Annotated in this window: 22 protein-coding genes; 6 read left to right on the top strand and 16 right to left on the bottom strand. The window is 66.1% G+C overall.

The window, feature by feature from the left end; all coding sequences use genetic code 11:
* Positions 1-121: 121 nt before the first annotated feature.
* Positions 122-532, bottom strand: coding sequence for a hypothetical protein (locus IBX53_RS03340; RefSeq protein WP_290905322.1), 411 nt, complete (start codon positions 530-532; stop codon positions 122-124).
* A 162-nt stretch (positions 533-694) separates the two neighbouring features.
* Between IBX53_RS03340 and IBX53_RS03335 the strand changes: the two genes are divergently transcribed.
* On the top strand, positions 695-1423 hold the full coding sequence (locus tag IBX53_RS03335; RefSeq protein WP_290905319.1) for a sigma-70 family RNA polymerase sigma factor: 729 nt from the start codon (positions 695-697) through the stop codon (positions 1421-1423).
* A complete protein-coding gene (locus IBX53_RS03330) occupies positions 1420-1650 on the top strand; it encodes a zf-HC2 domain-containing protein (RefSeq protein WP_290905317.1) in 231 nt (76 codons plus the stop codon). Before IBX53_RS03335 ends, IBX53_RS03330 begins: the two co-directional genes overlap by 4 nt.
* Before the next feature lie 10 nt (positions 1651-1660).
* Here the strand turns inward: IBX53_RS03330 and IBX53_RS03325 are convergent, their stop codons facing one another.
* Positions 1661-2116, bottom strand: coding sequence for a DUF302 domain-containing protein (locus IBX53_RS03325; protein WP_290905315.1), 456 nt, complete (start codon positions 2114-2116; stop codon positions 1661-1663).
* Positions 2117-2243: 127 nt separating this feature from the next.
* Between IBX53_RS03325 and IBX53_RS03320 the strand changes: the two genes are divergently transcribed.
* The gene (locus IBX53_RS03320; protein WP_290905313.1) at positions 2244-2909 is read left to right on the top strand and encodes a DUF3047 domain-containing protein; all 666 of its coding nucleotides are present in this window, start codon (positions 2244-2246) and stop codon (positions 2907-2909) included.
* Between the two features lie 22 nt (positions 2910-2931).
* Here the strand turns inward: IBX53_RS03320 and IBX53_RS03315 are convergent, their stop codons facing one another.
* From IBX53_RS03315 to IBX53_RS03295, 5 genes are all read right to left on the bottom strand, one after another.
* A complete protein-coding gene (locus IBX53_RS03315) occupies positions 2932-3399 on the bottom strand; it encodes a DoxX family membrane protein (RefSeq protein WP_290905311.1) in 468 nt (155 codons plus the stop codon).
* A gap of 289 nt (positions 3400-3688) precedes the next feature.
* The gene (locus IBX53_RS03310; RefSeq protein ID WP_290905309.1) at positions 3689-4186 is read right to left on the bottom strand and encodes a DUF302 domain-containing protein; all 498 of its coding nucleotides are present in this window, start codon (positions 4184-4186) and stop codon (positions 3689-3691) included.
* The gene (locus IBX53_RS03305) at positions 4186-4752 is read right to left on the bottom strand and encodes a DinB family protein (RefSeq protein ID WP_290905307.1); all 567 of its coding nucleotides are present in this window, start codon (positions 4750-4752) and stop codon (positions 4186-4188) included. Before IBX53_RS03305 ends, IBX53_RS03310 begins: the two co-directional genes overlap by 1 nt.
* A 106-nt stretch (positions 4753-4858) precedes the next feature.
* Positions 4859-5164, bottom strand: a complete 306-nt coding sequence (locus IBX53_RS03300; RefSeq protein ID WP_290905305.1) for a hypothetical protein — start codon at positions 5162-5164, stop codon at positions 4859-4861.
* 193 nt (positions 5165-5357) lie between these two features.
* The gene (locus tag IBX53_RS03295) at positions 5358-7739 is read right to left on the bottom strand and encodes a PqqD family peptide modification chaperone (RefSeq protein WP_290905303.1); all 2382 of its coding nucleotides are present in this window, start codon (positions 7737-7739) and stop codon (positions 5358-5360) included.
* Positions 7740-7890: 151 nt separating this feature from the next.
* Between IBX53_RS03295 and IBX53_RS03290 the strand changes: the two genes are divergently transcribed.
* From IBX53_RS03290 to IBX53_RS03280, 3 genes are all read left to right on the top strand, one after another.
* A complete protein-coding gene (locus IBX53_RS03290; protein WP_290905301.1) occupies positions 7891-8481 on the top strand; it encodes a TetR/AcrR family transcriptional regulator in 591 nt (196 codons plus the stop codon).
* Positions 8482-8584: 103 nt separating this feature from the next.
* Positions 8585-9154, top strand: a complete 570-nt coding sequence (locus IBX53_RS03285) for a carboxymuconolactone decarboxylase family protein (protein WP_290905300.1) — start codon at positions 8585-8587, stop codon at positions 9152-9154.
* Between the two features lie 147 nt (positions 9155-9301).
* Entirely contained in the window at positions 9302-10258 is a 957-nt protein-coding gene (locus IBX53_RS03280; RefSeq protein WP_290905299.1) for a sulfurtransferase, read from the top strand.
* A 76-nt stretch (positions 10259-10334) separates the two neighbouring features.
* Here IBX53_RS03280 and IBX53_RS03275 read toward each other — a convergent pair whose 3' ends face one another.
* The 9 genes from IBX53_RS03275 to doeB form a co-directional block, all read right to left on the bottom strand.
* Positions 10335-11018 carry a haloacid dehalogenase type II gene (locus tag IBX53_RS03275; protein ID WP_290905298.1) on the bottom strand — a complete coding sequence of 228 codons (684 nt, stop codon included), beginning with the start codon at positions 11016-11018 and terminating at the stop codon, positions 10335-10337.
* 157 nt (positions 11019-11175) lie between these two features.
* A complete protein-coding gene (locus IBX53_RS03270) occupies positions 11176-12594 on the bottom strand; it encodes an aminotransferase (RefSeq protein WP_290905297.1) in 1419 nt (472 codons plus the stop codon).
* 72 nt (positions 12595-12666) lie between these two features.
* Positions 12667-14166 carry an NAD-dependent succinate-semialdehyde dehydrogenase gene (locus IBX53_RS03265; RefSeq protein WP_290905296.1) on the bottom strand — a complete coding sequence of 500 codons (1500 nt, stop codon included), beginning with the start codon at positions 14164-14166 and terminating at the stop codon, positions 12667-12669.
* A 219-nt stretch (positions 14167-14385) separates the two neighbouring features.
* Positions 14386-17169 (bottom strand): aminotransferase class I/II-fold pyridoxal phosphate-dependent enzyme, encoded by a 2784-nt coding sequence (locus IBX53_RS03260; RefSeq protein ID WP_290905295.1) that lies wholly within the window; start codon positions 17167-17169, stop codon positions 14386-14388.
* Between the two features lie 40 nt (positions 17170-17209).
* Positions 17210-18211 (bottom strand): C45 family autoproteolytic acyltransferase/hydolase, encoded by a 1002-nt coding sequence (locus IBX53_RS03255; RefSeq protein WP_290905293.1) that lies wholly within the window; start codon positions 18209-18211, stop codon positions 17210-17212.
* Between the two features lie 47 nt (positions 18212-18258).
* Positions 18259-19731, bottom strand: a complete 1473-nt coding sequence (locus IBX53_RS03250; protein WP_290905292.1) for a biotin carboxylase — start codon at positions 19729-19731, stop codon at positions 18259-18261.
* A 165-nt stretch (positions 19732-19896) separates the two neighbouring features.
* Positions 19897-20766 carry a carbon-nitrogen hydrolase family protein gene (locus IBX53_RS03245; RefSeq protein ID WP_290905291.1) on the bottom strand — a complete coding sequence of 290 codons (870 nt, stop codon included), beginning with the start codon at positions 20764-20766 and terminating at the stop codon, positions 19897-19899.
* A gap of 200 nt (positions 20767-20966) precedes the next feature.
* The gene (locus IBX53_RS03240) at positions 20967-21443 is read right to left on the bottom strand and encodes an Lrp/AsnC family transcriptional regulator (protein WP_119021866.1); all 477 of its coding nucleotides are present in this window, start codon (positions 21441-21443) and stop codon (positions 20967-20969) included.
* A gap of 16 nt (positions 21444-21459) precedes the next feature.
* Positions 21460-22503, bottom strand: a complete 1044-nt coding sequence (doeB, locus tag IBX53_RS03235; RefSeq protein ID WP_290905285.1) for a N(2)-acetyl-L-2,4-diaminobutanoate deacetylase DoeB — start codon at positions 22501-22503, stop codon at positions 21460-21462.
* Positions 22504-22659: the final 156 nt, after the last annotated feature.

The raw sequence follows: 22659 nt of genomic DNA, 5'->3' as shown, positions 1-22659 counted from the left end.
CAGGGGCCTGTCGATGGGTCGCGATATCGACCCCGACAGGCTCCTAGCCGAAAGACGTTGATCAGAGCGACCGGCACCCGCCCGGCAGGGCCGGGCGGGAAATATTGCCTTTTGATCAGGATCAACGCAGATCGGTGTTCAGGTAATAACGCTGTGTGGACTCCTTGCGACCTCCCAACTGGGAGCCGTGCACCTCCAGGGTGTAGCGGCCCGGCGAAAGGCTCTGCTGGAGGACGAAGTCCTTGCCGCGCGAATTCGAGCGTGCAACCACATTACCGTTACCATCGCGAAGTTCGGCTTTCATCCTGCCGCCGGCCGCCGCGGGGCTCCAGAGCTGGCTCTCCACGCGCAACTCGCTGGAGCTGTTCACCTCGAAGCGATAGTGATCGACTCCCGGGATCATGCGTGATGGCGTATTGCCATTCTTGAGTTCGAAGGTGCCATTGGTCACCATGGCGGATGACTGGGTTGCCAGGCCCATGGCGAGCATACCGGTGAGCAGCGCCGTGGTCATAATCGTTGAATGTTTCATGATGGTTCTCCTTCCTCTGCCATTTCATTTCGTTGCCAGGATCACCCGTTGTGAATCCTTGTGAATTGGTAGTCAGGAAGACGTTTTTCTTACGATATTCGAGGCATCAGGATAAAAAAAATTTCAATAAGCTTGAGAGAAAACAGTCTTGAAACAAGTGTAATGAAATGCCCCTTTTCAGCGACTCACTTCGATGAAGTCCGAACACGTGCGATGCAAAGTACCGAACTGGCGAATGAACGAGAGTCATCCTCTGGAACCTGGAGCCTGCAGCCCATGACCGACGAGCACACCCCCAAGGACGATGCCGCCCAGGCAGCTCCTCCCACCCGCATGGAGCGACTGTCGGCGGTCAGGCCCCGACTGCTCTCCTTTGCCCGGCTGCACCTGAGGAACAATGCACTGGCCGAGGATGCCGTGCAGGAGGCGATGATGGCCGCTATCGAAAAGGACGCCAGCTTTGCCGGGCGCTCGGGTTATGAAACCTGGGTATTTGGCATCCTCAAGTACAAGATCCTCGATGTGATGCGCTTCCAGAAACGACAGGGGCGACTGCAGCCTCTGGATGACGAGAGCGACGAAGATGCCATCGACCGGCAGTTCCAAGACAACGGACGCTGGCAGGACCAGGCCCGCCCGGAAAGCTGGGGAAACCCCGACAAGGTCTTCGAGAACGAGCATTTCTGGCAGGTATTCGATGCCTGCATGATCACGCTCCCGGACAACACCGCCAGGGTCTTCTCGCTGCGGGAGCTGATGGGGCTCTCCACCGAAGAGATCTGCAGGGAACTCGATATCAAGGAAAACAACTGCTGGGTCATTCTGCATCGCGCGCGGCTGCGGCTGCGGGCCTGCCTGCAGAGTGGCTGGCTGAAGGAGGAAAGAACATGATGATGTGCAAGGAGGCGACCCGCCTGATGTCACTCAAGCAGGATCGCCGCTTGACGTTCCAGGAAAGCATGTCGCTGCGTTTTCACCTGACAATGTGCGATGCCTGCCGGCAATGCGACCGTCAGTTCTCCCTGCTGCATCGGGCGGGGAAGCGCTTCGAGGATGAGCTCGAAAAGATGCCCGGCGATGACGGCGCCGGCACTGGCGGCCCCGGACGCCGGGAGTAGGACATGGCAGTCAGTCACCCGCCGCTTCGGCGGCGATTCCCTCCAGAGCTTCCGCCACCCTGTCCAGCGGGAGCTCGCAGTCGCCCAGCCCATGGCGCTCGGCCAGGTAATGCGGCGAGTTCCACTCCACCAGGGTCTGCTCGCCATCGACGCGGATCACCATCTTCTGGGGCAGGTCCAGGGCCAGGCTCCCCTGGCATTTCATCATGGGCGTACCGACCTCAGGGTTGCCGAAGATGAAGGTGCGGGTCGGCGGCAGGGACAGCTCGACGCTCTCGGCATTGCCGGCATGATCCACCACCGTCACCAGCCGCATGCCGCGCTCCTCTAGCGCTGCCCGCAGCCGCTGGTCCACCGCCTCGATCCCGTCGTCGCTGGCGCGCTGCTCGATGCCATGCTCGCCGGCCTGGGCCAGTCCGCCGGCGGTCAGCAGCAGGGCGGTCATCAGCAGGGGTAACTTGCTCATGGGGTCTCTCCTCTATGTCAGCCTTCAGCGTGGTCGACCCGGTGTCGGGTTGCAAGCCAAGCCCCGGCATTCGCTTGCCGCAAAGCCAATCCCTCCCAGCCGATAGTAACCTCAGAGGATCAACTCTATGACCAAGATGACCAAGGACACCCTGCTGACTGGCGTGTTGCTGCTGGCCAGCGCACTATCCGCGACGGCAGCCGACGTCAGCTTTTCCCCGGAGTCGATGATGGCCTGGCCGACACGCTCCTTTGAAGGAGAGACGGAGTACCGGGTCGTCGAGCGGGAAGGCGCGCGCGTGTTGCAGGCCAGGTCGAAGGGGCAGGCCTCGGCAAAGTATCTCGAGATGGGGGTGAACCTGAATCGCACCCCCTATCTCCACTGGTGCTGGCAGGTCTCGGGCATTCACCATGGACTGGATGAAACGACCCGGGCCGGAGATGATTATCCGGCCCGGGTCTATGTGGCACGCAAGACGGGCATCCTTCCCTGGCAGGTCCAGTCGGTGAACTATGTCTGGGCCTCGAGTCAGCCGAAGGGGGCGGACTGGCCCAATGCCTTCACCTCGCGGGCCCATCTGCTGGCACTGCAGAGTGGAGAGTCACGCGTCGGTGAGTGGGTAGCGGAAGTCCGCCACGTCGGGGAGGATTTCGCATCACTCTTCGGTGACCAAGCCGACCGACTCGATGGCGTGGCGCTGATGAGCGATGGTGACAATGCCGGCGTCGATGCCACTGCCTGGTTCTCGAATCTCGGGTTCTCGGCCAGTGACGAGCCACCCGATTGTCCCTGAGATCCCACCGGCATCCATTCGCCTACCTCTGGCGCACCACCTGGCCACACTGGTGCCCCCCCACCCAGGTGCTGGGCCGTGACTTCCGCCTGGCATCCAGGGCGAGGCTGTCCTCGTCACGAAAGGCCATCATCACCAGGCTTGCCGCCAGGATGATCGATGAGGGATAGAACAGCACATTGGTACCTTCCAGGAACCAGCCCCACGGGTCGATCACCGAGGGGAAGACGGCCAGCAGGGACGCCCCGTTGATCACCAGTTGCAGGGGATAGACCCACCGCCTGGCCAGCCCGATGATCACCAGCAGGCCGATCACCAGCTGAGAGACGCCCCACAGCGGCAACAGGAACTCGCTAGACAGAAAGCCGGCATAGAAATTGTCGGCGATGGCCAGGCTGTGATCGACATTGACAATCTTGTTCACCCCCCACACCAGCAGCAGACCGCCAAGCGACACCCTCAGCAGCAATAGACCCAGTGCCTTTCTCACTTTCACCTCCATGATACCTTGGAAAATTTCACACATTGCCCGGGTGCTTGCCCATCGGCGAGACCCTTTGTCGATGATGGCGGCACAGGCTTACAGAGGAAGATAGGCAGCCTGGAAGAGGGACAGCGCACCGGACTTCCGGCTCATGCAAACAGCAGATCGCCGTAGCTCCAGATCAGGTTACCGATGAGCGCCGCTTCGATGAGGGTGTCCCTGGGAGCAGGGAGCTCTCGATGGGTCTCGAATGCCATCCGCGGTTCTCCTCGGAACTCGGCCTGAGAAGGCTTCGCTACTGCGCGGCGGCCCGGGCCCGGCGCCCGATGGCGTCGAACACGGCATCGAGCTCCCGACCGATCTCCGCCAGGGCCTCACCGCCCTCTTCGAGGTAAGGCGCCAGCACATGGCTCGGCGTCTTCCAGGCAAGGGTGGCGATACCGTCATCATTCTCGGTGACATAGAAACGGATCGGCGCCTCGATCATCGCCGGGACACTTAGGCGAAGGGTGCGCACGGCATAGTCATTGCGAAAGACCCCCACCACACGGTTACCGGGTATCGTCTCGCCGCGTCGGGCAGCCGCCTCGGTGGGGCCTGCCTCGGTGACGATGAACATGCCCTCCGCCTCGACCGCTTCACGCAGGGCCTCCAGCAGCTCGGCATAGCTCGATGACACCGGCAGGACCCGCCAACCCTGTTCGGGCCAGCGAGCGTCGGCCGCGGCGGGAGCGGCCAGCAGCAGCACCATCAGCCATACCGTCAGCCATGAGGCCCATCGCGTCGTGGCCATCACGCCCCCTCCGCCATCACCGGCAGGGCTTCCCGCCGCCAGTGGCGCAGGGTCGAGGGGTGAACGCCAAACGACTCGGGCAGTGCCAGACCGAGTTGCTCGGCCAGCAGGCCGAGGATCGCCATGTGGTGGATGGTGTGGCTGGTCAGAAAGGCCAGCTCACGCGCCAGGCTGGTGGGCAGCGCCAACGGCTCCTCGCCCACGGGATAGGCCAGTGCCAGGGACGCCGGGAGCGCCTGGTCGGCCAGCGCCAGCAGTGCGACCTCGAGGTCGGTGACTCGCCGGGCGGCTCGGGCGGGCCACTGCTCGAGGACCTCGTCACGGCGACGGTGTTCGTAGTCGAGACGGGGGCCACCGGCCTCCAGGCCGCCAAGAAGGGCATCGTAGTGGTCGATGATGTGTCGAACGTGCTTGCCCAGGGTATGGCGGCCGTCCGCACCGAAGGGCTGTCGGTAGGCGGCAGGCGTCAGGTCATCCAGCAGGCCCTTCAACTGGGCCAGCGCCATGAGGTTTTCCTCGATGAGCCCCTCCAGCGGGTGGGGTCGTCCTGATACAGGCTGTGTCATGGCCGGGTTCTCCAGGTTGCCGGTGGGGTGACATGAGAGCTTCGGGGAAGGCCGGGCCGGCGCCCATGGCGCGCGGACCGGCCCTCGGCCAGTCGCTGGCGAGGCGTCAGTTCCCGGCTTCGCCCTCGGCCTCACCTTCTGCCTCTCCTTCAGCCTCACCCTCGGCTTCGCCTTCCGCTTCAGCCTCGCCCTGGGCTTCACCGGCGCCTTCCGCGCCGCCCTCGGCATGGGCCTCCGCCAGCATCAGCGGGGCTTCCTGACCGCTGGTGTAGGTCGGCTCGGTGGCCGTGTCGCTGGCCACTGCCTGGAAGGCCGCACCGCTGGCGACCAGCAGCAGCGCCGGGGTCGTGTAGCCCAGCTGTCGACCCAGGCGCCCCAGCAGGCTGCGGCGCTTCTCGTCTTGTTGTGTCATGGTCATGATCTCCTCGGTGGTGCATCTCGCGATGCGATGGACGGCATGCCTCAGCACGCCGTCTTGCAGTGACGCCAGCCTCCTCATCGAGGCTGGCCTCCCTTCGGCGGCGCCCACGGGTGGGCGCCGCCCTCTGCTCGGTACCAGCTACCTTGCCAATCTGGCTTGCCAATGTATCTCGTCAACCTGCCTGTCAACGACGCGATGCCCGTCGCTTCCCCGCCATGGCCGGGTCAACCGACCGACTGACGGTAGCGTCTCGGCCGGTCAGCCAGTCGATAAGCGGATCGGCCGTGGGCGAATGATCGACGTCGCCCACGGCGAGGCGTTCCAGCCGGGAGACCCACTCGCTCAGGGCGGTGACCTCGCCAGGTGTCAGGGGCACGTCCGGCGCCGTGATGCAGCGCGACAGCAGCGCCCCCATGACGTCCAGCACCCCGGCGGGAGCCATCGCCTCCTCCGCTTCGGCGGGCACCAGCACGGCCCGGATCGCCACCCTGTCCGGCGTCGACGCCGGGGCCTCTCCGGCGGGCATCGCCAGCGGCAGGCTCAGCGGCTCGGCTTCGTCGGGCGCCGACAAGGACAGCCGCACGCCGCGAGTCAGGCCCCCCCCCGTGGCCGTCAGCCACTGCAGCCGCGCCTGGCGGGCCGCCTCGTCGGGCAGCAGGCAAAGTACCCCCACCCCTTCCGGGGTGACCAGCAGGCCGGCATCGATCACCGGGCGACCGGGCCGCGCGGCCTCGCCGACCAGGTGGGCCAGCAGCGCCGGGACGAGCTCGGCCAGCGTCAGTCGCGTCCTTGCCACCCCGTGGTCGGCCACCAGGGCGTAGCCGGTCGCTCCGGGCAGCAGGGCCAGGCGCGGAAGCCCGACCGCAGCCAACTCGTCAAGCGGGGTGAGCCGCTCCCCGAACAACGGCGTCAGCCGAGCCAGGGCCGCAGGGGTGCCGACCTCCAGCGCCCAGCGCTGGCCGTCGTGGTCCAACTGCAGCAGATGTGGCCGGGCACGGGCCGTCGGCACCGCCTCCGTCGCCGGGGCGTCGTCCAGGGCCGGGCCACGCTGACAGAGCAGGCCATCGCGGCACCACTCCCCAAGGGTGGACCAGACGTCGCGCCGCAGGGCCGCCAGGTCCGGGGAGCCCTCCGTCTGGGCGGCGGCCAGGGCCAGCTGATCGACGATGGCATCGGGGTCCAGCCCCTCCGTGGCCAGCAGCCAGATCATCGCCGCCGTGTCGTTGGGCCGATAGTAGTGACCGCTGCGGGTGTCATGGAGCGCCAGCTGGTCATCGTCCAGCAGCTCCGCCACCCGGCGGCGCTGCAGCACCGGCTGCGGCAGGGACTGGCCCGCCAGCCCCTCGGCCAGCTGCAGGTCAGCCAGGGTCGGCAGCGAGAAGAACGGCAGGTACCGGGCCGGCTCCTCGGCCGGCAGCAAGCGCAGGAAGTCGCCGGCTCTGGCCTGCTCCGCCTCGGCCTCGGTGACCAGACGTGCAGCGGTCATGTCTTCTTCGGGCTGCGTCGCGTCGATGCCGGGGATATCCAGTAGCGCGACCATGTCCCGCACCAGACCGCCCTTTACCGCTTCCTCGATGCGTCCGCCACTCTCCGGGGCGGCACAGATACCCAGCGAGGGACTGAGATTGCACTCCAGGATCCAGGGCTTGAGGGTATCGTCCACCAGGCAGTCCAACCCCAGCAGCTCATAGCAGCCTCGCGGGTCGGCCCCCACCTCGGCGGTGCGGCTTCGCATGGCATCCACCCCCGAGATGGCCGTCAAGGCCACCAGGTCGTGGATGCGGGCAAAAAGGCGATCGTCGTCATGCCCCTGGTCCCGCAGCCAGGTCCGGTAGCGCTCCAGGTCGATGAACTCCACCGGCACCTCGGCGCGGTCGTTGAGGGCATTGATGTCCGGGTTGGTGAGCTGGCTGTAGGGGTTGTCGGCATCCTCAGGGTCCCAGGGCTCCGAGGCCAGCTTGGCGAAGCCCTGCCGGTAGAGATAGACGCGGAGAGGTTCCAGCGAGCTGATCAGTACGTAGAGACGCAGCACATACTTGTGCCCGCGGATGGTATGCGGGTTCGCCAGGTACTCCTGCACCAGCCAGTCTGCCGCCAGCGGTGCCTCGCCCGCGTCGCGCAGCACCCGCACGCCCTTGCCCTTGGAGGCATTGGTGGGCTTGAGGATCCAGCGCTGCTCGGGATTGGCCAGGGCGGCCTCCTGCAGGGCGTGATAGTCGTGGGGCATCACCCAGGAATGCGGGAAGAACGCCAGCCGCGACGCCGCGTCGCTGTCAGCCCCGTGGCTCGCCACGATGCGCTCGCGCAGTGTGGAAAGGCTCGCGTGGAGCCGGCTCTTGATGGTCAGCGCCGTGTTGCCGGGGAAGTGGTTGAGACGGCGCGCCGGCGATACCCGACGAAACTGGGCGGGGTCGGGCATGCCGGTGACCCAGCCGGCGTCCCACTCCTGCTCGTCCCCGGCCTCCCAGCCCAGCGGCTCCAGGGCCTCGCGGAAGAACCGGTCCTGCTCGGCGGCCCTTCGGCCACCCAGCCAGAAGCGCCTGGTCGGCGAATGCTGCTCGGTCATGCGGGTCATCTCCTCTTCCCCGAGGCACAAGTGGTGGAGTGTGTCCTCGGGATTGTGTCGTCATATTTAGGGTCTCCTTACATCGATAGCAACTCGAGCGTGATCTGTCGCGGCCTTGATTTATGGAACGATCGGTACTAAATTACAGAGCATGACACGAGGACGCCCCATCGCCTTCAGCCCGGACGAGGCTGCCACCGCCGCCATGCAGGTCTTCTGGGCCCGAGGCTACGATGCCGCTTCAACCCGGGACCTGCTCGCGGCCATGCATATCTCGCGAAGCAGCCTCTACCAGGCCTTCGGTAGCAAGGAGCAGCTGTTCCTCGAGGCCCTGCGTCGCTATCGCGAGGCGCTGATCGGCCGGCTAGGCCGGCGCCTGGAGACCGTCCCCACGGCCATGACCTTCCTCGAGGCGCTATTCCGCGAGACGGCCGACGAGGCCGGCAGCGAGCGCGCCGCCCTGGGCTGCCTGATCTTCAACTCCGCCACCGAGCTCGGCCAGCGCGGCGACCTGCCCTCGCATCATGCGCGGCAGAGCCTGGCCGCCATCACCGAGCTATTCCACCTAGCGGTGGTCCAGGCCCAGCGCGAGGGCGACATCGCACAGGAGCGGGACGCCGAGGCGCTGGCCACCTACCTGACGATGGGCATGGCGGGACTCAGGACCCTGCTGAAGAGCGGCGCGGACATCGATCAGGCCCGACAGGCCGTCGGCCTGCTGCTCGACACTCTGCGCAGATGACACATTTTTTGCACTATTTTTTTGCTCTATATGGACCGATCGTTCCATATATCGCACCCCGGCAGCACCCACGATCACTCGTCAACCGAAGAAGGAGCACCCCATGACAGCCATCTATCAGATGCAACTGGCCCCGCAGACACTCGATACGGCAGACGCCAAGGCAAGGCCGCTGCTCGAGCAGGCCAACGCCAAACTGGGCTTCGTGCCCAACATGTACGAGGGCATGGCCAAGGCACCGGGCGTGCTGAGCACCTACCTGCACGGCTATGAGCTGTTCCGCAACGATTCGGGGTTCGCGCCGCCCGAGCAGGAGGTAGTCTTCCTGACCATCAGCCGGCTCAACGGCTGCGGCTACTGCATGTCCGCCCACAGCATGCTGGCCGACAAGATGTCCAAGGTCCCGGCCGATGTGCTCGAGGCGATTCGCAGTGACCAGCCGATCCCCGACGAGCGCCTCGCGGCGCTGGCCGAGTTCACCCGGGTGATGTTCGAGACCCGCGGCAAGCCGAGCCAGGCCGACGTCAAGGCATTCCTGGAGGCCGGCTTCGAGGAGCAGCAGGTGCTGCAGATCGTGCTGGCCCTGGCCGTGAAGACGCTCTCCAACTACTCGAACCACGTCAACCACCCGGAAGTGGATGACGCCTTCGCCGGCCACGCCTGGCAGGGCTGAAGCCGTCGCCGGAAGGCGAAACAGGGATAACAGCAGATCTGGATATAACCAAATCTACTAGATGTGTCAGGAAGCATTCTTGGCGAGGGAGCGCCACCCCGTTGCAACATGGCGGCCATGCCCCATTCCTGACGAGGAGGTTCCTTCATGAGATCCCGACTGATCATCGCCGCCGGCGCCCTGGCCATCGCCGGCCAGGCGCATGCGGTTCACCCCGCGCCGCTGGTCGAGGCCGAGTGGCTCGACCAGCAGCTGGGCAGTGACGGCCTGGTGGTGCTGGACGTGCGCTCGGCCATCGACGACGGCGGCGACCGCGAGAGCTTCGAGGCCGCCCGCATCCCCGGCAGCCGCTTCAGCAGCTATACCGATGCCGGCTGGCGAGAGACACGCGACGACGTAGCCGGCATGATGCCGGACGTCGCCGACCTGGAGGCGCTGATCGGCGGCCTGGGCATCGGCAACGACGACACCCTGGTGGTGGTCGCCGGCGGCACGGGCCCCACCGACTTCGGCAGCGCGACTCGGATCTACTGGACCTTCAAGGCACTGGGCCACGACGAGGTGACGATCCTCAACGGCGGCTTCGCCGGCTGGCAGGCCCAGGGCTTCGATGTCGCCTCGGGCTCCCCCGACGCGCCCGAGGCCACCGACTTTGCAGGCTCCCTGCAGGCGCATCTGCTGGCCACCACTGATGAGGTGGAGGCGGCCCGGGAGGCCGAAGAGCCGCTGGTGGATGCCCGCCCACCGGGCTTCTTCACTGGCGAGACCCAGTCCCCCGCCACCCGCGCCCCCGGCACCATTCCCGGCGCGGTCAACCTGCCCCATGACGGTGCCCTGGTCGAGCGCGACGGCGCCTACTACCTGGAGCCGGAGCGGCTCAACGCCAGCATCGATGCCCTGGGGCTTGATCGCCAGGCGCCCACCGTGGCGTTCTGCAATACCGGCCACTGGGCCGCCAGCGGCTGGTTCCAGCTGAGCGAGATCGGCGGCATTGAGAATGTCAGCATGTACGACGGCTCCATGGCCGAGTGGACCCGGGACGACGCCCGCGCCATGCAGCTGGCCGACCGCGGCATCGTAACCGTGGGCGAGCTGGTCAACTGACACCAGCCCTGCCCTGATGAACCACAGCGCCCCGATGGCCCCTGGCCGCGGGGCGCTTTGGTGTCGGTCCGGTGACCTACCCTAGCCGCTCGACCAAGGCGTCGAGGTCGGCGACGGTCATGTCCGGCTCGACGCCCCAGGGATCGAAGGGGGCCTCGGGGCTGCGGCGCACCCAGGCGGCATGCAGCCCGGCGTGGCGGGCACCGATCACGTCGAAGGGGTTGCTTGAGATCAGCCAGGTGTCGCCCGGCGCCACCTCGAGCCGCTGGCGAAGGTGGGCATAGACCGCCGGGTCGGGCTTGAAGCGCTTGACCTCGTCGACGCTGACCACCTCGTCGAAGTACCCACGCAGGCCGGCCTGCTCGAGGAGCCCCTCCACCGCCTCCCGGGTGCCGTTGGAGAAGGCCACGCAGCGCACCCCTGCCCGGGTCAGTCGCTCGAGGGCGCTGGCCGCCTCGGCAAAGGCCGGCAGCCGGGCGTAGACGGCCATCAGGTGCTCCTTGTCGACGTCGGCCAGGCGGGTCTGCAGGGCGCGGTCGGTGAACTCCAGGGCCTCACGGGTGCACTGACCGAAGGGCACATAGGCCCCCATCAGACCGCGCCGGAAGCTGTACTCCAGCTGCTTGTCGCGCCAGCGGCGCGAGAACTCGGCGGCCAGCTCCCCCCTGCCGACGGCGCCAAGCCGTGCCTCCAGCTCGGTGACCACCCCATGGGTGTCGATCAGGGTGCCGTAAACATCAAAGGCCAGTACCGTTGCCATCGTCGCGCTCCTCACTTGGATATCGAACGCAGAGCATGGGGCTCATGCCCCCGAGGCTCAAGCCCCGCAGAACCTGCCCCCGAGCACGTGTCCCGTGAACATGAAAGCGCCGCGGGGTTTCCCCCACGGCACTCTCGTCGGCAACTGCCGTTTTCTATCAGGCGCGCACGGCCTGGACGGCGCCCTCGCACACCAGCGCGTCGGTGACCTTGTCCACCGCGCGGCGGGCGCGGGCGACGATCTCGTCCACCTCGTCGCGGGTGGTCACCAGCGGCGGTGCGAAGCCCAGGATGTCGCCCTGGGGCATGGCGCGGGCGATCAGGTTCTCGTCGAGGGCCGCGGCGGCGATGCGCGGGCCCACCTTGAGGGCCGGGTCGAAGTGCCTGCGTTGCTCGGGGTCCACGGAGAACTCCAGCGCCGCCAGCATGCCCACGCCGCGCACGTTGCCGACGATGGGGTGGTCGCCGAAGGCGGTGGCCATGGCCTGCTGCAGGTAGGCGCCGGTGTCGCGGGCGTTCTCGGTGAGCCCTTCGCGCTCGATGATCGCCAGGTTGGCCAGCGCCGCGGCACAGCCCAGGGCGTGGCCGGAGTAGGTCCAGCCGTGGCCGATGGGGCCGTACTGGCCGGTGCCCTGCTCCAGGACCTGCCAGACGCGCTCGCCGACGATGACGCCGGAGAGCGGCTGGTAGGCGCTGGTCAGCCCCTTGGCGACGGTGATCAGGTCGGGCTTGATGCCGTAGAAGTGGCTGCCGAAGTCGGCGCCGATGCGCCCGAAGCCGCACACCACCTCGTCGGCGATCAGCAGCACGTCGTACTTCGCCAGCACCGCCTGGATCGCCTCCCAGTAGCCCTCGGGCGGCGGCACGATGCCGCCGGTGCCGAGCACCGGCTCGCCGATGAAGGCGGCCACGGTCTCGGGCCCCTCGGCCAGGATCATCGCCTCGAGCTTCTGGGCGCAATACTGCGAAAACTCCCGCTCGGTCATGCCCTGCTGCTCGGCGGCGCGGTGGTAGTAGTAGGGCGCCTCGGTGTGCAGGATGCCCTCGAAGGGCAGGTCGAACTGGTCGTGGAACGCCTTGAGGCCGGTCAGCGAGCCGGTGGCCAGGCCCGAGCCGTGGTAGCCGCGCATGCGCGAGATCACCTTCTTCTTCAGCGGGCGACCCAGCACGTTGTTGTAGTAGCGCACGATCTTGAGCTGGGTCTCGTTGGCATCGCTGCCGCCCAGGCCGTAGTAGACCTTGGACATGCCGGGGCCGGCGAGCGCGATGATCTTCTCGGAGAGGGCAATCTGAGGCTCGTTGGAGTGGCCCACGTAGGTGTGGTAGTAGGAAAGCTCCAGGGCCTGCTGGTAGATTGCCTCCGCCACCTCGGTGCGACCATAGCCGATGTTGACGCAGTAGAGGCCGGCGAAGGCATCGATGAACTCGCGGCCGTCCTTGTCGAGGATATGGATGCCCTTGCCGCCGGTGATCACGCGACCCGGCGCATCGCCCTGGGCGAAATCGCGCAGGTGGGTGGAGGCGTGGAAGGTCACCTTGCGGTCGCGGTCGATCAGGTCCTGGTGCTGCTGGCTCATGTCTTTCCTCTGCTCATGTCAGGCTCCCCGGCGTCCCGCCGGGGAGGATGGTCATCAAGTTCAATTAAAGGCTCAGCTTCCGGAGACCGACCCTAAAGCGCCGAGGCAGTAATACTTGGTCTCGAGATACTCGTCGATGCCGGTGCTGCCGCCCTCGCGGCCGAGGCCGGACTGCTTGACGCCGCCGAAGGGCACGGGCGGGCCGGTCATCTTCACCGAGTTGACCGACACCATGCCGAAATCGAGCGCCCGCAGCAGCTTCCAGATGCGCCGTATATCGTGGGTGTAGACGTAGGCGGCGAGACCGTACTGGGTGTCGTTGGCCAGGGCAATGGCCTCGTCATCATCGGCATAGGCCATGACGCCGGCGATGGGGGCGAAGCTCTCCTCCTGCCACAGGCGCATGTCGCGGGTCAGCCCGGTCAGCAGCACCGGCATGAAGAAGTTCTCGCCCGGGGCCTGGCTCTGGTCGCCGGCCACCAGGGTGGCGCCCTTGGAGAGGGCGTCGTCGACGATGCCGGCGGCCTTCTCCACCGCCTGGCGGTGGATCAGCGGCCCCAGATCGACCTCGCTCTCCATGCCGTTGCCCACGGTGAGCGCCGCCATGCGCTCGGCGAAGTGCTCGACGAACTCGTCATGGATCGACTCGTGGACCAGGATGCGGTCCGCGGCCAGGCAGTCCTGCCCGGAGGTCTGGAACTTGGCCGCCACCGCGGCGAAGGCCACCTCCTTCGGGTCCATGTCCGGACCGACGATGAAGGGAGCGTCGCCGCCCAGCTCCAGGGAGACCCGCTTGACGGTATTGGCGCTCTGCGCCAGCAGCAGGCGGCCGACCCGGGTAGAGCCGGTGAAGGAGAGCGCCTTGACGCGCGGCTCGGCGCACAGCAGCTGCGACACCTCGGCGGGCTCGCCCAGCACCACGTTGAAGATGCCCGCCGGGATGCCGGCGCGCTCGGCCAGCTCCGCCAGGGCCAGCGCCGAGAACGGCGTTTCACCGGCGGGCTTGACGATCACCGGGCAGCCGGCGGCGAGCGCGGCGGCGGCCTTGCGGGTGATCATCGCCAGCGGGAAGTTCCAGGGCGTGATCAGCGCGGCGATGCCCACCGGCTCCTTGAGGGTGCCCAGGGCGGCGTTGGGGATGTGGCTGGGGATGGTCTCGCCGAAGGTGCGCTTGCCCTCCTCGGCGAACCAGCGCACGAAGCTGGCCCCGTACTCCACCTCGCCGCGGGCGTCCGGCAGCGGCTTGCCCTGCTCCAGGGTCATGATGGTGGCCAGGTCCTCGCGGTTGGCCAGGAGCAGGTCGTACCAGGCCAGCAGGCGCTCGCAGCGCTCGTCGGCGCGCAGTGCGCGCCAGTGCACGAAGGCGGCCTCGGCGGCATCCACGGCAGCGCGGATCTGGTGCGGTTCCAGCCAGGGGATATAGCCCAGCGCCTCGCCGGTGGCCGGATCGAACACGGCCTCCTCGCGGCCCCCCTCGCCGTGGGTCCACTGGCCGTTGACGTAGGCGTGCTGACGAAACAGACGCGGATCGTCGAGCATGGTGGACAGCGTCCTGGACAGCTTCATGTTCATGCGGCACCTCCCCTGACACACCGGCCGGATTGACGTTGTGGACCGGTGTTGAAAAAACGGGCGAGCCGCCGGAGGAACTCCCTCGGTGCGGCTCGATGAGTTCATGGTAAGGGAGATGGGCGGGGGGGACTTTTCGTTGGACGGCGGGGAAGATGCGCTTTTTTTTGTCCGCCCACGCCTGACAGGAGGTTTTTCTGCCGAAGGGGGGGGGGCGGAGCGTCAGCCCGCCTCGGGATCGATCAGCGCCGCCTCGGTGAACACCAGCAGACCCAGTTCCGGGCGATAGCCGTGGATCTCGGTGACGTCCAGAGCCTGCAGGAAGTGGAGGATCTCATCGCTGACCACCTGGCCCGGGACCAGTACCGGGAAGCCCGGCGGGTAGGGGATCACGAAACTCGCCGAGACCACGTCTCGACCCGCGCGCATCTCGGCCTGCAGCTCACCGTTGTCGAAGCGCAGGTACTCGGTGTTCACCTCGTCATAGGCCAGGAAATAGGCGCAGCGGATATCGCCTTCGGGGGTATTGCCGTCGGGGTCGGGACGGAAGGCCGCGTGGAAGCGGCTGAAGTCCGGCAGCGGCGGCAGCTCCTGGGTCAGCGAGTGGACCCGATTCTCGATGATCTTGCGCTCCGGCCGGCTGCTCTCATCCCAGCGGGCCTCGAACTCCTTGGCCAGCTTGATCAGTACGTCGAGCAGGTAGGCGATGGAGCCCCGGGTGGTACCGATATTGGTCATGAACAGCACGGTGTTGCGCGATGTCTTGTTGATCTGGATGCCGTACTTGTTCATCAGGAATTCGTTCTTGAACGTATCCCCGTCGATCCCGGTGGTGCCGATGGCGATGGTGATGCGGCTGGGGTCGACGACGAACTCGTCGTTGGCCCAGGCCTCCTCCATCTTGTTCCAGCCGGTAACCGGGTCGTAGAAGGTGTCGACCCCGGATTGACGGTACTCCAGCGGCACCATGTCCTTGTTGATCAGCACCCGGAAGTATTTCTGCAACAGCGGATGGGTATAGAGCTGCTCGCGCAGCGACAGTGCCGCCTCCACCTGGGCGTGCACCAGCTCGAAGCCCTCCATCTCGGCCTGCATGCGACCCACGTCCAGCGAGGCGATGATCTGGTAGTTGGGCGAGGTCGAGGTATGGGTCATGTAGGCCTCGTGGAACGGCGCCTCGGCCTTCTGACGAAAATCCTGGTCCCAGACATGGATCATCGACCCCTGGCGCAGCGAGGTCAGGGTCTTGTGGGTGGAGTGGGTGGCATAGGCACGGATGCGCACCTGATCAGGATCCGGCATCAGCGGGCGGTCGAGCCAGGTGGCGTCGTCGTCCGGGTCGAGCTGATCGAACTCCGCCTTCCAGGCCGCGTACTCCTCCTGGTAGGCCTCGCTGCGATAGCGGTCGCGCAGGGTGCGGGCGGCGTGCATGGCGGTGCGTGGCCGGTAGGTGGGGTTGAAGCCGGCGAAGGCGAACCACGCCTCGTCCCACAGGAACACCAGGTCGGGCTTGATCGCCAGGCACTCCTCCATCACCCGGCGCACGTTGTAGACCACGCCGTCGAAGGTGCAGTTGGTCAACAGCAGCATCTTGACCTTGTGCAGCTGGCCAGAACGCTTGTACTCGAGCAGCGTCTTCTTGATCTCCTTGAGCGGCACCGCGCCATACATGGAGTAGTCGTGCAGCGGATAGGAGTCCAGGTAGCTGACGTGGGCCCCGGCCAGCACCATGCCGTAGTGATGCGACTTGTGGCAGTCGCGGTCGATCAGCACGATGTCTCGGGGCTTGACCAGTGCCTGCACCACGATCTTGTTGGCGGTGGAGGTGCCGTTGGTAACGAAGAAGCTCTGCCGCGCGCCGAAGGCCCGGGCGGCGTACTCCTGGGCCTTCTTGATCGGCCCATAGGGCTGCAGCAGCGAATCCAGGCCGCCGGAGGTGGCCGAGGTCTCGGCGAGGAAGATATTGATGCCGTAGAAGTCGATCATCTGCCCGGCCCAGTGGGAGCGGGTGATCGACTTGCCCCGCGAGATGGGCATGGCATGGAAGACCCCGGTGGGCTTCTTGCTGTACTCGCGCAGGGCATCGAAGAAGGGGGTGCGGTAGCGGTTGTCGATGGCCCTCAGGATGGTGTGGTGCTGCTCGATATAGTCCGTCTCGCGGTAGAAAATGCGGTTGAAGTGACGGATATCGCGACTCGCCGTGGCCTCCACGTCGCCGCTGGTGACCAGGAACTGGTCGATCTCGGGACGCAGCTCGTGAATCATGCTGCTCAGCAGGATGCTGCGCTCGGCCTCGGACTGGTGCTCGAGGGACTGCTCGGAGATCCCCTCGAGGTAGTTGCGAAGGGCGCTGAGGTTGTACTTCGACTTGTAGGGGAACTCGTAGCGGATCAGGCAGGCCTGGATGTTGGGGTTGACCAGCACGGCGATGAGTGCATCCTCGAAGCTTCTCACCGTCACCACGTCATAGACGAAGCGGTCCTCCGGGCGGCGCATGTTGTGGAAGGCCTCGCGCACCACTTCCTCTTCCGGGGCAGAGAGGTTGTCGACGATCAGCAGTTCGAAGTAGGGCTGGGCCGCGCTGTTGGAGGCCGGGTGACCGCGACGCAGCTGGGCCAGGGCATCCAGGGTCTCCATGTCCTCGGCATCGGCGTCGGTCTCGCTGAGATCGACATGGCGCCGGCGGTATGACTCGCTGATCAGCGCCCGCACCAGGCGCTTGACCACCTTCTCCAGCAGCCCGTACTCCTCACGATCGAACAACGACCAGAGATGGCGGAAATCCTCCTTGGAGGGAAAGGCATGGTAGTCCTCGATGATCTCGAGCCGCGTCAGCTTGACGTCGATCGACTTCACCAGGTTTCTGACCCGAGCGTCGTCGGTCAGACGCACCAGCTGGCCCAGGTCGCGCTTGAGGGCGTTCCAGGTATCGGCACGCAGCTGGGAGATCTTGTGGTAGAAGCCCAGCGCGGTATAGGGCGTTTCTGATTGGCTGGTCTCTTGCATGGCGACACCCTTCTCTGGTGATTGTCGTTGTCGATATCGATCAGCTGCCGAACCTTTCCAGCACGCCATAGCGCACGGTGATCAGCTCTTCGGGAAAGTGGTCGAAGCTCAGGTCCAGATCGAGGCCTGGCCAGTGGTAGCGCACGCTACCCTCCCCGGGACGATAGAAGGCCGAATAGATGGTGCCCAGGCCGTGGCGATAGTCATGACGGAACAGTGGCGGCGCCAAGAATGCCGCCTCCAGACGCGCCTCACTGGTGGCCTCGTCGTCCACCAGGATGGAGAGCTGGCGTTCACGGATCAGCGTCTCGGAGGCCAGCGCATGGGCGTACCACTCGATGCGTTTCTGGTGGTTGGTGGCCACCGGTACCCGGCGAATGCTGGCCTGGCGGTCCGGCCCGATCATCGCCGTCACGTAGCGACCGGCAGCATCGGCCACGGTGATGTTGTAGGCCATATGGGTCGGCACGCGCGCCAGCACCTCGGCGGCCTCGGGCACGCTGTCGCAGAACTCCAGCAGGTAGCGCAGGATCACCGGCGCGCCGAAGCCGTCACCCACCGCCTTGCGCCCGCCGAAGGCCAGCGACACGGCAAGCCCGCGGTCGTTCATGCCGTCGAGCACCCCCCACAGGCAGTCGGACATGGCAATCACGCCACGACCGTTCCAGCGGGTATAGAGGATCGACCCTTCGCAGAGCTCCGGCGGGTAGTCGTAGTTGCGGGCCAGCAGGGTGGTGCCGGGGCGGGCCAGCACCGCCTGGGAGCAGCCGGTGATATAGGGCGGCGGTTGATAGAGGCTCAGGAAGCGGGAGGCCAGGTCACCGCCGCCGGCCAGCTCGCACAGCGCAAGATAGGTAGGCAGCAGCTCCGGCATGTGCCGACGCAGGGCATTGAGACAGGCCAGATACCCCGGTCGCTCGCGCTCCCCCTCGGCCAGGTACCAAGCCTCGTAGGCAGACCAGTGCGCATCGAAGATCGACCGCCACTTGGGGCCCGGCGTCGCCTCGTGCAGGGTGCGAAAGACCAGCGTCTTGTCGTCCATTTTGATAGGCGCCGCCCCCTGGGGAACGGAAGCGGCCCCCTCCCCCTTCACAGGATCTTGAAGTTGCCGCCGCCCACGGCATGGCTGACGGCGACCTGTTCCACCACGGGATCCTGCAGCGACTGCCCCGCGTACTGGCCGCGGATGCCGTCGATCCAGGCCTTCGCCCGCTCGTTGAGCTGGAAGTCGTCGTCCATCAGCCGCCCGCGGGTGATCAGAATGCCCAGATCGGCCCCCTCGTAGCGGAAGTCGCCGGCGCCGCTGATACGCAGGAAGAAGCCCTCCTGCTCGTTCTCGGCGGCGTGGGGGTGATAGCTGTAGTGGTCGTAGGCGATACTGCCATCGCCTGCCATCTTCCACACCCCGGTGCGCGGGGCGCCGGTCAGCAGATCGACGCTCTCGTCGGTGTGCTTGATCACCAATTGGCTCCAGCTGTCGACGCTCTCGGGGTGGGCCCAGCGCTCGTTGATCTCGTTGATGTCGAGATCGAAGTCGACATCGGAGAACTCCAGCAGGTGGAAAAGGAACAGCGGAATATCGGAGTGGGCGAAGGCCGCCACGTTGGTCAGCGAGCTGGCCCCGGTGACCCGGGGGTTGAGCTCGCCCAGGTAGACCTCGCCGTTGTCCATGTCGATCAGGAAGTCGAGTTCGAAGTAGCCGCGATAACCCTCCTCGCGCAGCGCCTCGCCGAACTTGAAGGTGTACTCCCGCGCCTTGTCGCGAATCTCCTGGGTGAAGGCGCCGGCGAACATCTCGTTGCCGCACCAGCCGCCCTTGTAGGGGGTCAGGGTCTTGAAGCCGACCAGCTCGGTCATCAGCGGTCCCACCACGGTGCCGCAGCGGGTGGCACAGGCCTCGATGGCCGAGCCGCGGCAGTTGATGCGCTTCATGATCTTGACCTCGGCCTCGGCCTCGATCTCCTCGGCGTGCTTGTAGTAGTCGTCCTCGCTGGCGATGAAGAAGGTGGTGTGGCCGGAATCGCCGAAGGCGGTCTGCACCACCAGGTCGGGGCCGAGCTCCTGACTCACCTCGCAGAGCTCCTTGTAACTGCCAACCCTGGCCAGCACGTTGGGCACGCTGGGCACGCCGGCCTTGTTGCCGATGCGCACCGTCTCGATCTTGTTATCCATCCTCTGACGCAGCGTCGCCGGCGGGAAGGCCACCTTGAGCCCCAGTTGCTCGCACACCTCCTCGGTGTGCTCGTCGAACATCAGGAAGGCCGCCGTGCCCGCATTGTCACCGTCAGCCCGCGACTGGATGAAGTCGATCACCTCCTTGTGCTCCAGGAGGTAGTTGTTGATGTCCTCGATGCTCTCGAAGTCCCGGGAAAACTTCTCCTTGGGCACGAAGACGTTGCGCTGCTGGCCGTCGAAACAATCGATGTAGTTGATATGGCGGAAGTTGCCCACCCAGTCGCCGATGCCGAGCAGGTTGAAGTTGGTGGCCGAGATGAAGTAGATCGGCTCCTTGTTGTTGAGGAAGTGGCGGCGGACACCGGCAATGCTGGTGATCTTGTTCATTGTTGTCGCTCCAACGATGGCGGATGGGAAAGCGTTGGCCGCTCTCGCGGCGGATCGTGTCGCGGTGGGGGAGGCGGAGTCCCGGCGGCGGAAAAATCGGCACAGGGCGCGCTTGAGGGACTCCAACGGCATGGGGGTCTCCTTACCGGGACAGGGGGCGGTGGATCAGTACTCCTCGACGTCGGCGCGCAGCGGCTTTCTCAGCGGCCCGAGGGTATCGAGGAAGGGGGGGGTTCCGTTCTCGCTGCGATAGACCGAAAAATCCGCGCGGCGGTCGCGAAAGCTCTTGAGGGGCTGGCCGAGGCCGCGCAGGCCGGTCTCGCGCTCGCGACGTACCCGGTGGAGGTCCACCTCGATGGGCATCACCTCCTCGCCGGTGCCGGCCTGGTGGATGACGTCACCCGAGGGGCCGACCACGATGGAACGACCATTTCCGATGGCACCGGCACCGTTGATGTCAAAGAAGTAACACTGGTTCACCGCGGCGTTGGTGCGCGCGATCGACAGCTCGATATCGCGGTCGATGGTATCGGTCATGGTCGGGTGCAGGATCACCTCGGCGCCCATGGCGGCCAGGGTGCGGGTGGTCTCGGGGAACCACATGTCGTAGCAGATCGAGACCCCGAAGCGCGCCACGTGGGGCACGTCGAAGACCACGAACTCGCTGCCGCTCTCCACTCCCGCCTCGTAGGGGAGGAAGGGGAACATCTTGCGGTAGCGGGCCACCACCTGGCCGTGGGGGTTGATCACCGACAGGGTGTTGAAGATCCCCTGCTCGGTCTGCTCGAACATCGAGCCCGGGATCAGCCAGATACGGTGCTGCTCGGCGAGCTGGCAGAAGAACTGCTCGGCGTGGCTGGGCATCGGCTGGGCGTGGTGAGGCGAGGCCCCCATGGGCATCAGCTCGCTGAACAGGACCATCTGGACCTGGGGAAAGCGACTCATCAGCACGTCGACCCGGTGGCGCATGGCCTCGGTGTTGTCGCCGTGATGCAGGGCATGCATCTGCACACCGGCAATCGTGAAGTAGGACATGGCAGTCTCTCTGCGTCAGGCGATCTCGTCTCTTCCGGGGCAGTGTCAGCCATGACCGGCACCTGAAAAGCGTGCCGGAAGGACCGCCCGGCTTGGGTAAGCCCATGCTCACACACTTGGGTAAGCATATGCCACCGGCACCTCCGGGCAATCAACGCTGGACTCGCGCAGGCCGGGCCCGCAGGCGGGGAGAACGGAGGTCAGGGGGAGAAATCGTCGCGGGAAAATCCCGGTTCGGGGCGCTTGACCGTCTTGGTGACGATATAGGTGAAGTAGCGCTCGATGCCGGCCTCACCGGTCAGCCAGGCATCGATCAGGCGCTGGTAGGCGTCGATGGAGTCGGCCTCGACCTTGATCAGATAGTCGACGCCGCCCCCCACCGCCACGCACTCGGTGACCTCGGGGGTGGCCTGGACCAGCGCCTCGAAGCGGGCGAAGCTCTCGGCGTTGTGGGCCTTGAGCTCGATCTGCACCCACACCGGGGTGCGCTTGACCAGCGCGGCGCCATTGATCCGCGCGCTGTAGCCCTCGATGATGCCGGCCTTCTCCAGCCGGCGCACACGCTCCCAGCAGGGACTGACCGAGAGATTGATCGCCTCGGCCAGCTTCGACTTGGTGATGCGCCCATCCCGGGAGAGGATCTCGAGGATCTTCAGGTCGTAACGATCCAGTTTCATCGTGATTCCGGCACCCTCAGCCCAGCGAGTCGACGACATCGGCGATCACCGCGATGGTATCGCCCATGTTGACCAGCGCCGGATGGCGACGGGCGGCCAGCACCCCGCTGCGGCTGGCACGGTACTCCACCGGCGCGCTGCCGCTGCGGGTCATGTCGTAGACCCGGGCCACCACCTCGCCCTTCTCGACCCGCTCGCCCAGGGCAAAGCAGAGCTCCAGCACGCCGGAGTGCTCGCTCTGCACGTAGCAGCTGGCATCGGGCATGTCGAGGTAGACCTGGGGCTCCGCCGGCATCTCCACCTCGCCGGCCAGCAGGCCGTAGTGGATCAGGAAGTTGCGGATGCCGCGCTCGGTGATCGCCATGCTCTCGGGGGTGGAGGTGCCGCCGCCGCCGAGTTCGGTGGCCACGAAGATCTTGCCCTGGCTCTCCACCGCGGTGTCAAACAGCGCCGCGGCATCGAGTTCGAACATCATCATGGCGTAGGGGGCGCCGAAGGCCTTGGCGCCCTCCAGCGCACTGCGCTGCTGCTCGGCGTCCTCCAGCACGTGGGAGGCACCAAAGGGGATGATGTCCAGGGTGCGCCCGCCGGAGTGCAGGTCGAGCACCACGTCACACATCGGCACCATCACCCGAGTGAAGTAGTCGGCGATCCGCTCGGTCACGCTGCCGTCGGGGTCGCCGGGGAAGCTGCGGTTGAGGTTGCCGCCGTCGAGCCCGGAGGTGCGCTTGCCGGCCATCACCGCCGGGGTGTTCATGCAGGGCACGATGATCACCCGGCCGCTGACCTCCCCAGCCGACAGCGAACTCGAGAGCTTGAGCAGCGAGGTGATGCCCTCGTACTCGTCGCCATGGTTGCCGCCGGTGAGCAGCGCCGTGGGGCCCTGGCCGTTCTTGACGACGGTGACCGGGATCATCACGGCACCCCAGGCGGAGTCGTCCACCGAGATGGGCAGCTTGAGAAAGCCGTGCTGGACGCCGTCGGCGTCGAAGTCGACGGTGGCGCTGATCGGGCTGGGCCGCATTCGGCTGGGCCGCATTCGGCTGGGACGCTTGGTCATGTCAGGGAACTCCTTGTTCTGTGTTTGCGGACAAACGCTCGGGGCTGTTCCGGCGATAGGCCTTCAGGGAGGCGCTGTAAACCCATCCCTGGGCGCTACCGATGCCATCCATGGCATAGGACCTCCCTTCCGGCCTATCCCCGGCGCCCCTCGCGG

The sequence above is a fragment of the Halomonas sp. genome (genome assembly GCF_014859505.1).
Lineage (GTDB): Bacteria > Pseudomonadota > Gammaproteobacteria > Pseudomonadales > Halomonadaceae > Halomonas.
Note: the sequence above shows the minus strand (reverse complement) of the source record. Positions and strands in the feature narration are given on the sequence as shown.

What these genes read in the sequence shown, in the direction of transcription:
- IBX53_RS03305 (WP_290905307.1), bottom strand. Translation starts at nt 4,752, where the DNA reads ATGACACAGCCTGTATCAGGACGACCCCACCCGCTGGAGGGGCTCATC.
- IBX53_RS03340 (WP_290905322.1), bottom strand. Translation starts at nt 532, where the DNA reads ATGAAACATTCAACGATTATGACCACGGCGCTGCTCACCGGTATGCTC.
- IBX53_RS03270 (WP_290905297.1), bottom strand. Translation starts at nt 12,594, where the DNA reads ATGAGCCAGCAGCACCAGGACCTGATCGACCGCGACCGCAAGGTGACC.
- IBX53_RS03325 (WP_290905315.1), bottom strand. Translation starts at nt 2,116, where the DNA reads ATGAGCAAGTTACCCCTGCTGATGACCGCCCTGCTGCTGACCGCCGGC.
- IBX53_RS03255 (WP_290905293.1), bottom strand. Translation starts at nt 18,211, where the DNA reads ATGGACGACAAGACGCTGGTCTTTCGCACCCTGCACGAGGCGACGCCG.
- IBX53_RS03330 (WP_290905317.1), top strand. Translation starts at nt 1,420, where the DNA reads ATGATGATGTGCAAGGAGGCGACCCGCCTGATGTCACTCAAGCAGGAT.
- IBX53_RS03280 (WP_290905299.1), top strand. Translation starts at nt 9,302, where the DNA reads ATGAGATCCCGACTGATCATCGCCGCCGGCGCCCTGGCCATCGCCGGC.
- IBX53_RS03265 (WP_290905296.1), bottom strand. Translation starts at nt 14,166, where the DNA reads ATGAACATGAAGCTGTCCAGGACGCTGTCCACCATGCTCGACGATCCG.
- IBX53_RS03240 (WP_119021866.1), bottom strand. Translation starts at nt 21,443, where the DNA reads ATGAAACTGGATCGTTACGACCTGAAGATCCTCGAGATCCTCTCCCGG.
- IBX53_RS03290 (WP_290905301.1), top strand. Translation starts at nt 7,891, where the DNA reads ATGACACGAGGACGCCCCATCGCCTTCAGCCCGGACGAGGCTGCCACC.
- IBX53_RS03250 (WP_290905292.1), bottom strand. Translation starts at nt 19,731, where the DNA reads ATGAACAAGATCACCAGCATTGCCGGTGTCCGCCGCCACTTCCTCAAC.
- IBX53_RS03310 (WP_290905309.1), bottom strand. Translation starts at nt 4,186, where the DNA reads ATGGCCACGACGCGATGGGCCTCATGGCTGACGGTATGGCTGATGGTG.
- IBX53_RS03335 (WP_290905319.1), top strand. Translation starts at nt 695, where the DNA reads ATGAAATGCCCCTTTTCAGCGACTCACTTCGATGAAGTCCGAACACGT.
- IBX53_RS03275 (WP_290905298.1), bottom strand. Translation starts at nt 11,018, where the DNA reads ATGGCAACGGTACTGGCCTTTGATGTTTACGGCACCCTGATCGACACC.
- IBX53_RS03245 (WP_290905291.1), bottom strand. Translation starts at nt 20,766, where the DNA reads ATGTCCTACTTCACGATTGCCGGTGTGCAGATGCATGCCCTGCATCAC.
- IBX53_RS03320 (WP_290905313.1), top strand. Translation starts at nt 2,244, where the DNA reads ATGACCAAGATGACCAAGGACACCCTGCTGACTGGCGTGTTGCTGCTG.
- IBX53_RS03285 (WP_290905300.1), top strand. Translation starts at nt 8,585, where the DNA reads ATGACAGCCATCTATCAGATGCAACTGGCCCCGCAGACACTCGATACG.
- doeB (WP_290905285.1), bottom strand. Translation starts at nt 22,503, where the DNA reads ATGACCAAGCGTCCCAGCCGAATGCGGCCCAGCCGAATGCGGCCCAGC.
- IBX53_RS03295 (WP_290905303.1), bottom strand. Translation starts at nt 7,739, where the DNA reads ATGACCGAGCAGCATTCGCCGACCAGGCGCTTCTGGCTGGGTGGCCGA.
- IBX53_RS03300 (WP_290905305.1), bottom strand. Translation starts at nt 5,164, where the DNA reads ATGACACAACAAGACGAGAAGCGCCGCAGCCTGCTGGGGCGCCTGGGT.
- IBX53_RS03260 (WP_290905295.1), bottom strand. Translation starts at nt 17,169, where the DNA reads ATGCAAGAGACCAGCCAATCAGAAACGCCCTATACCGCGCTGGGCTTC.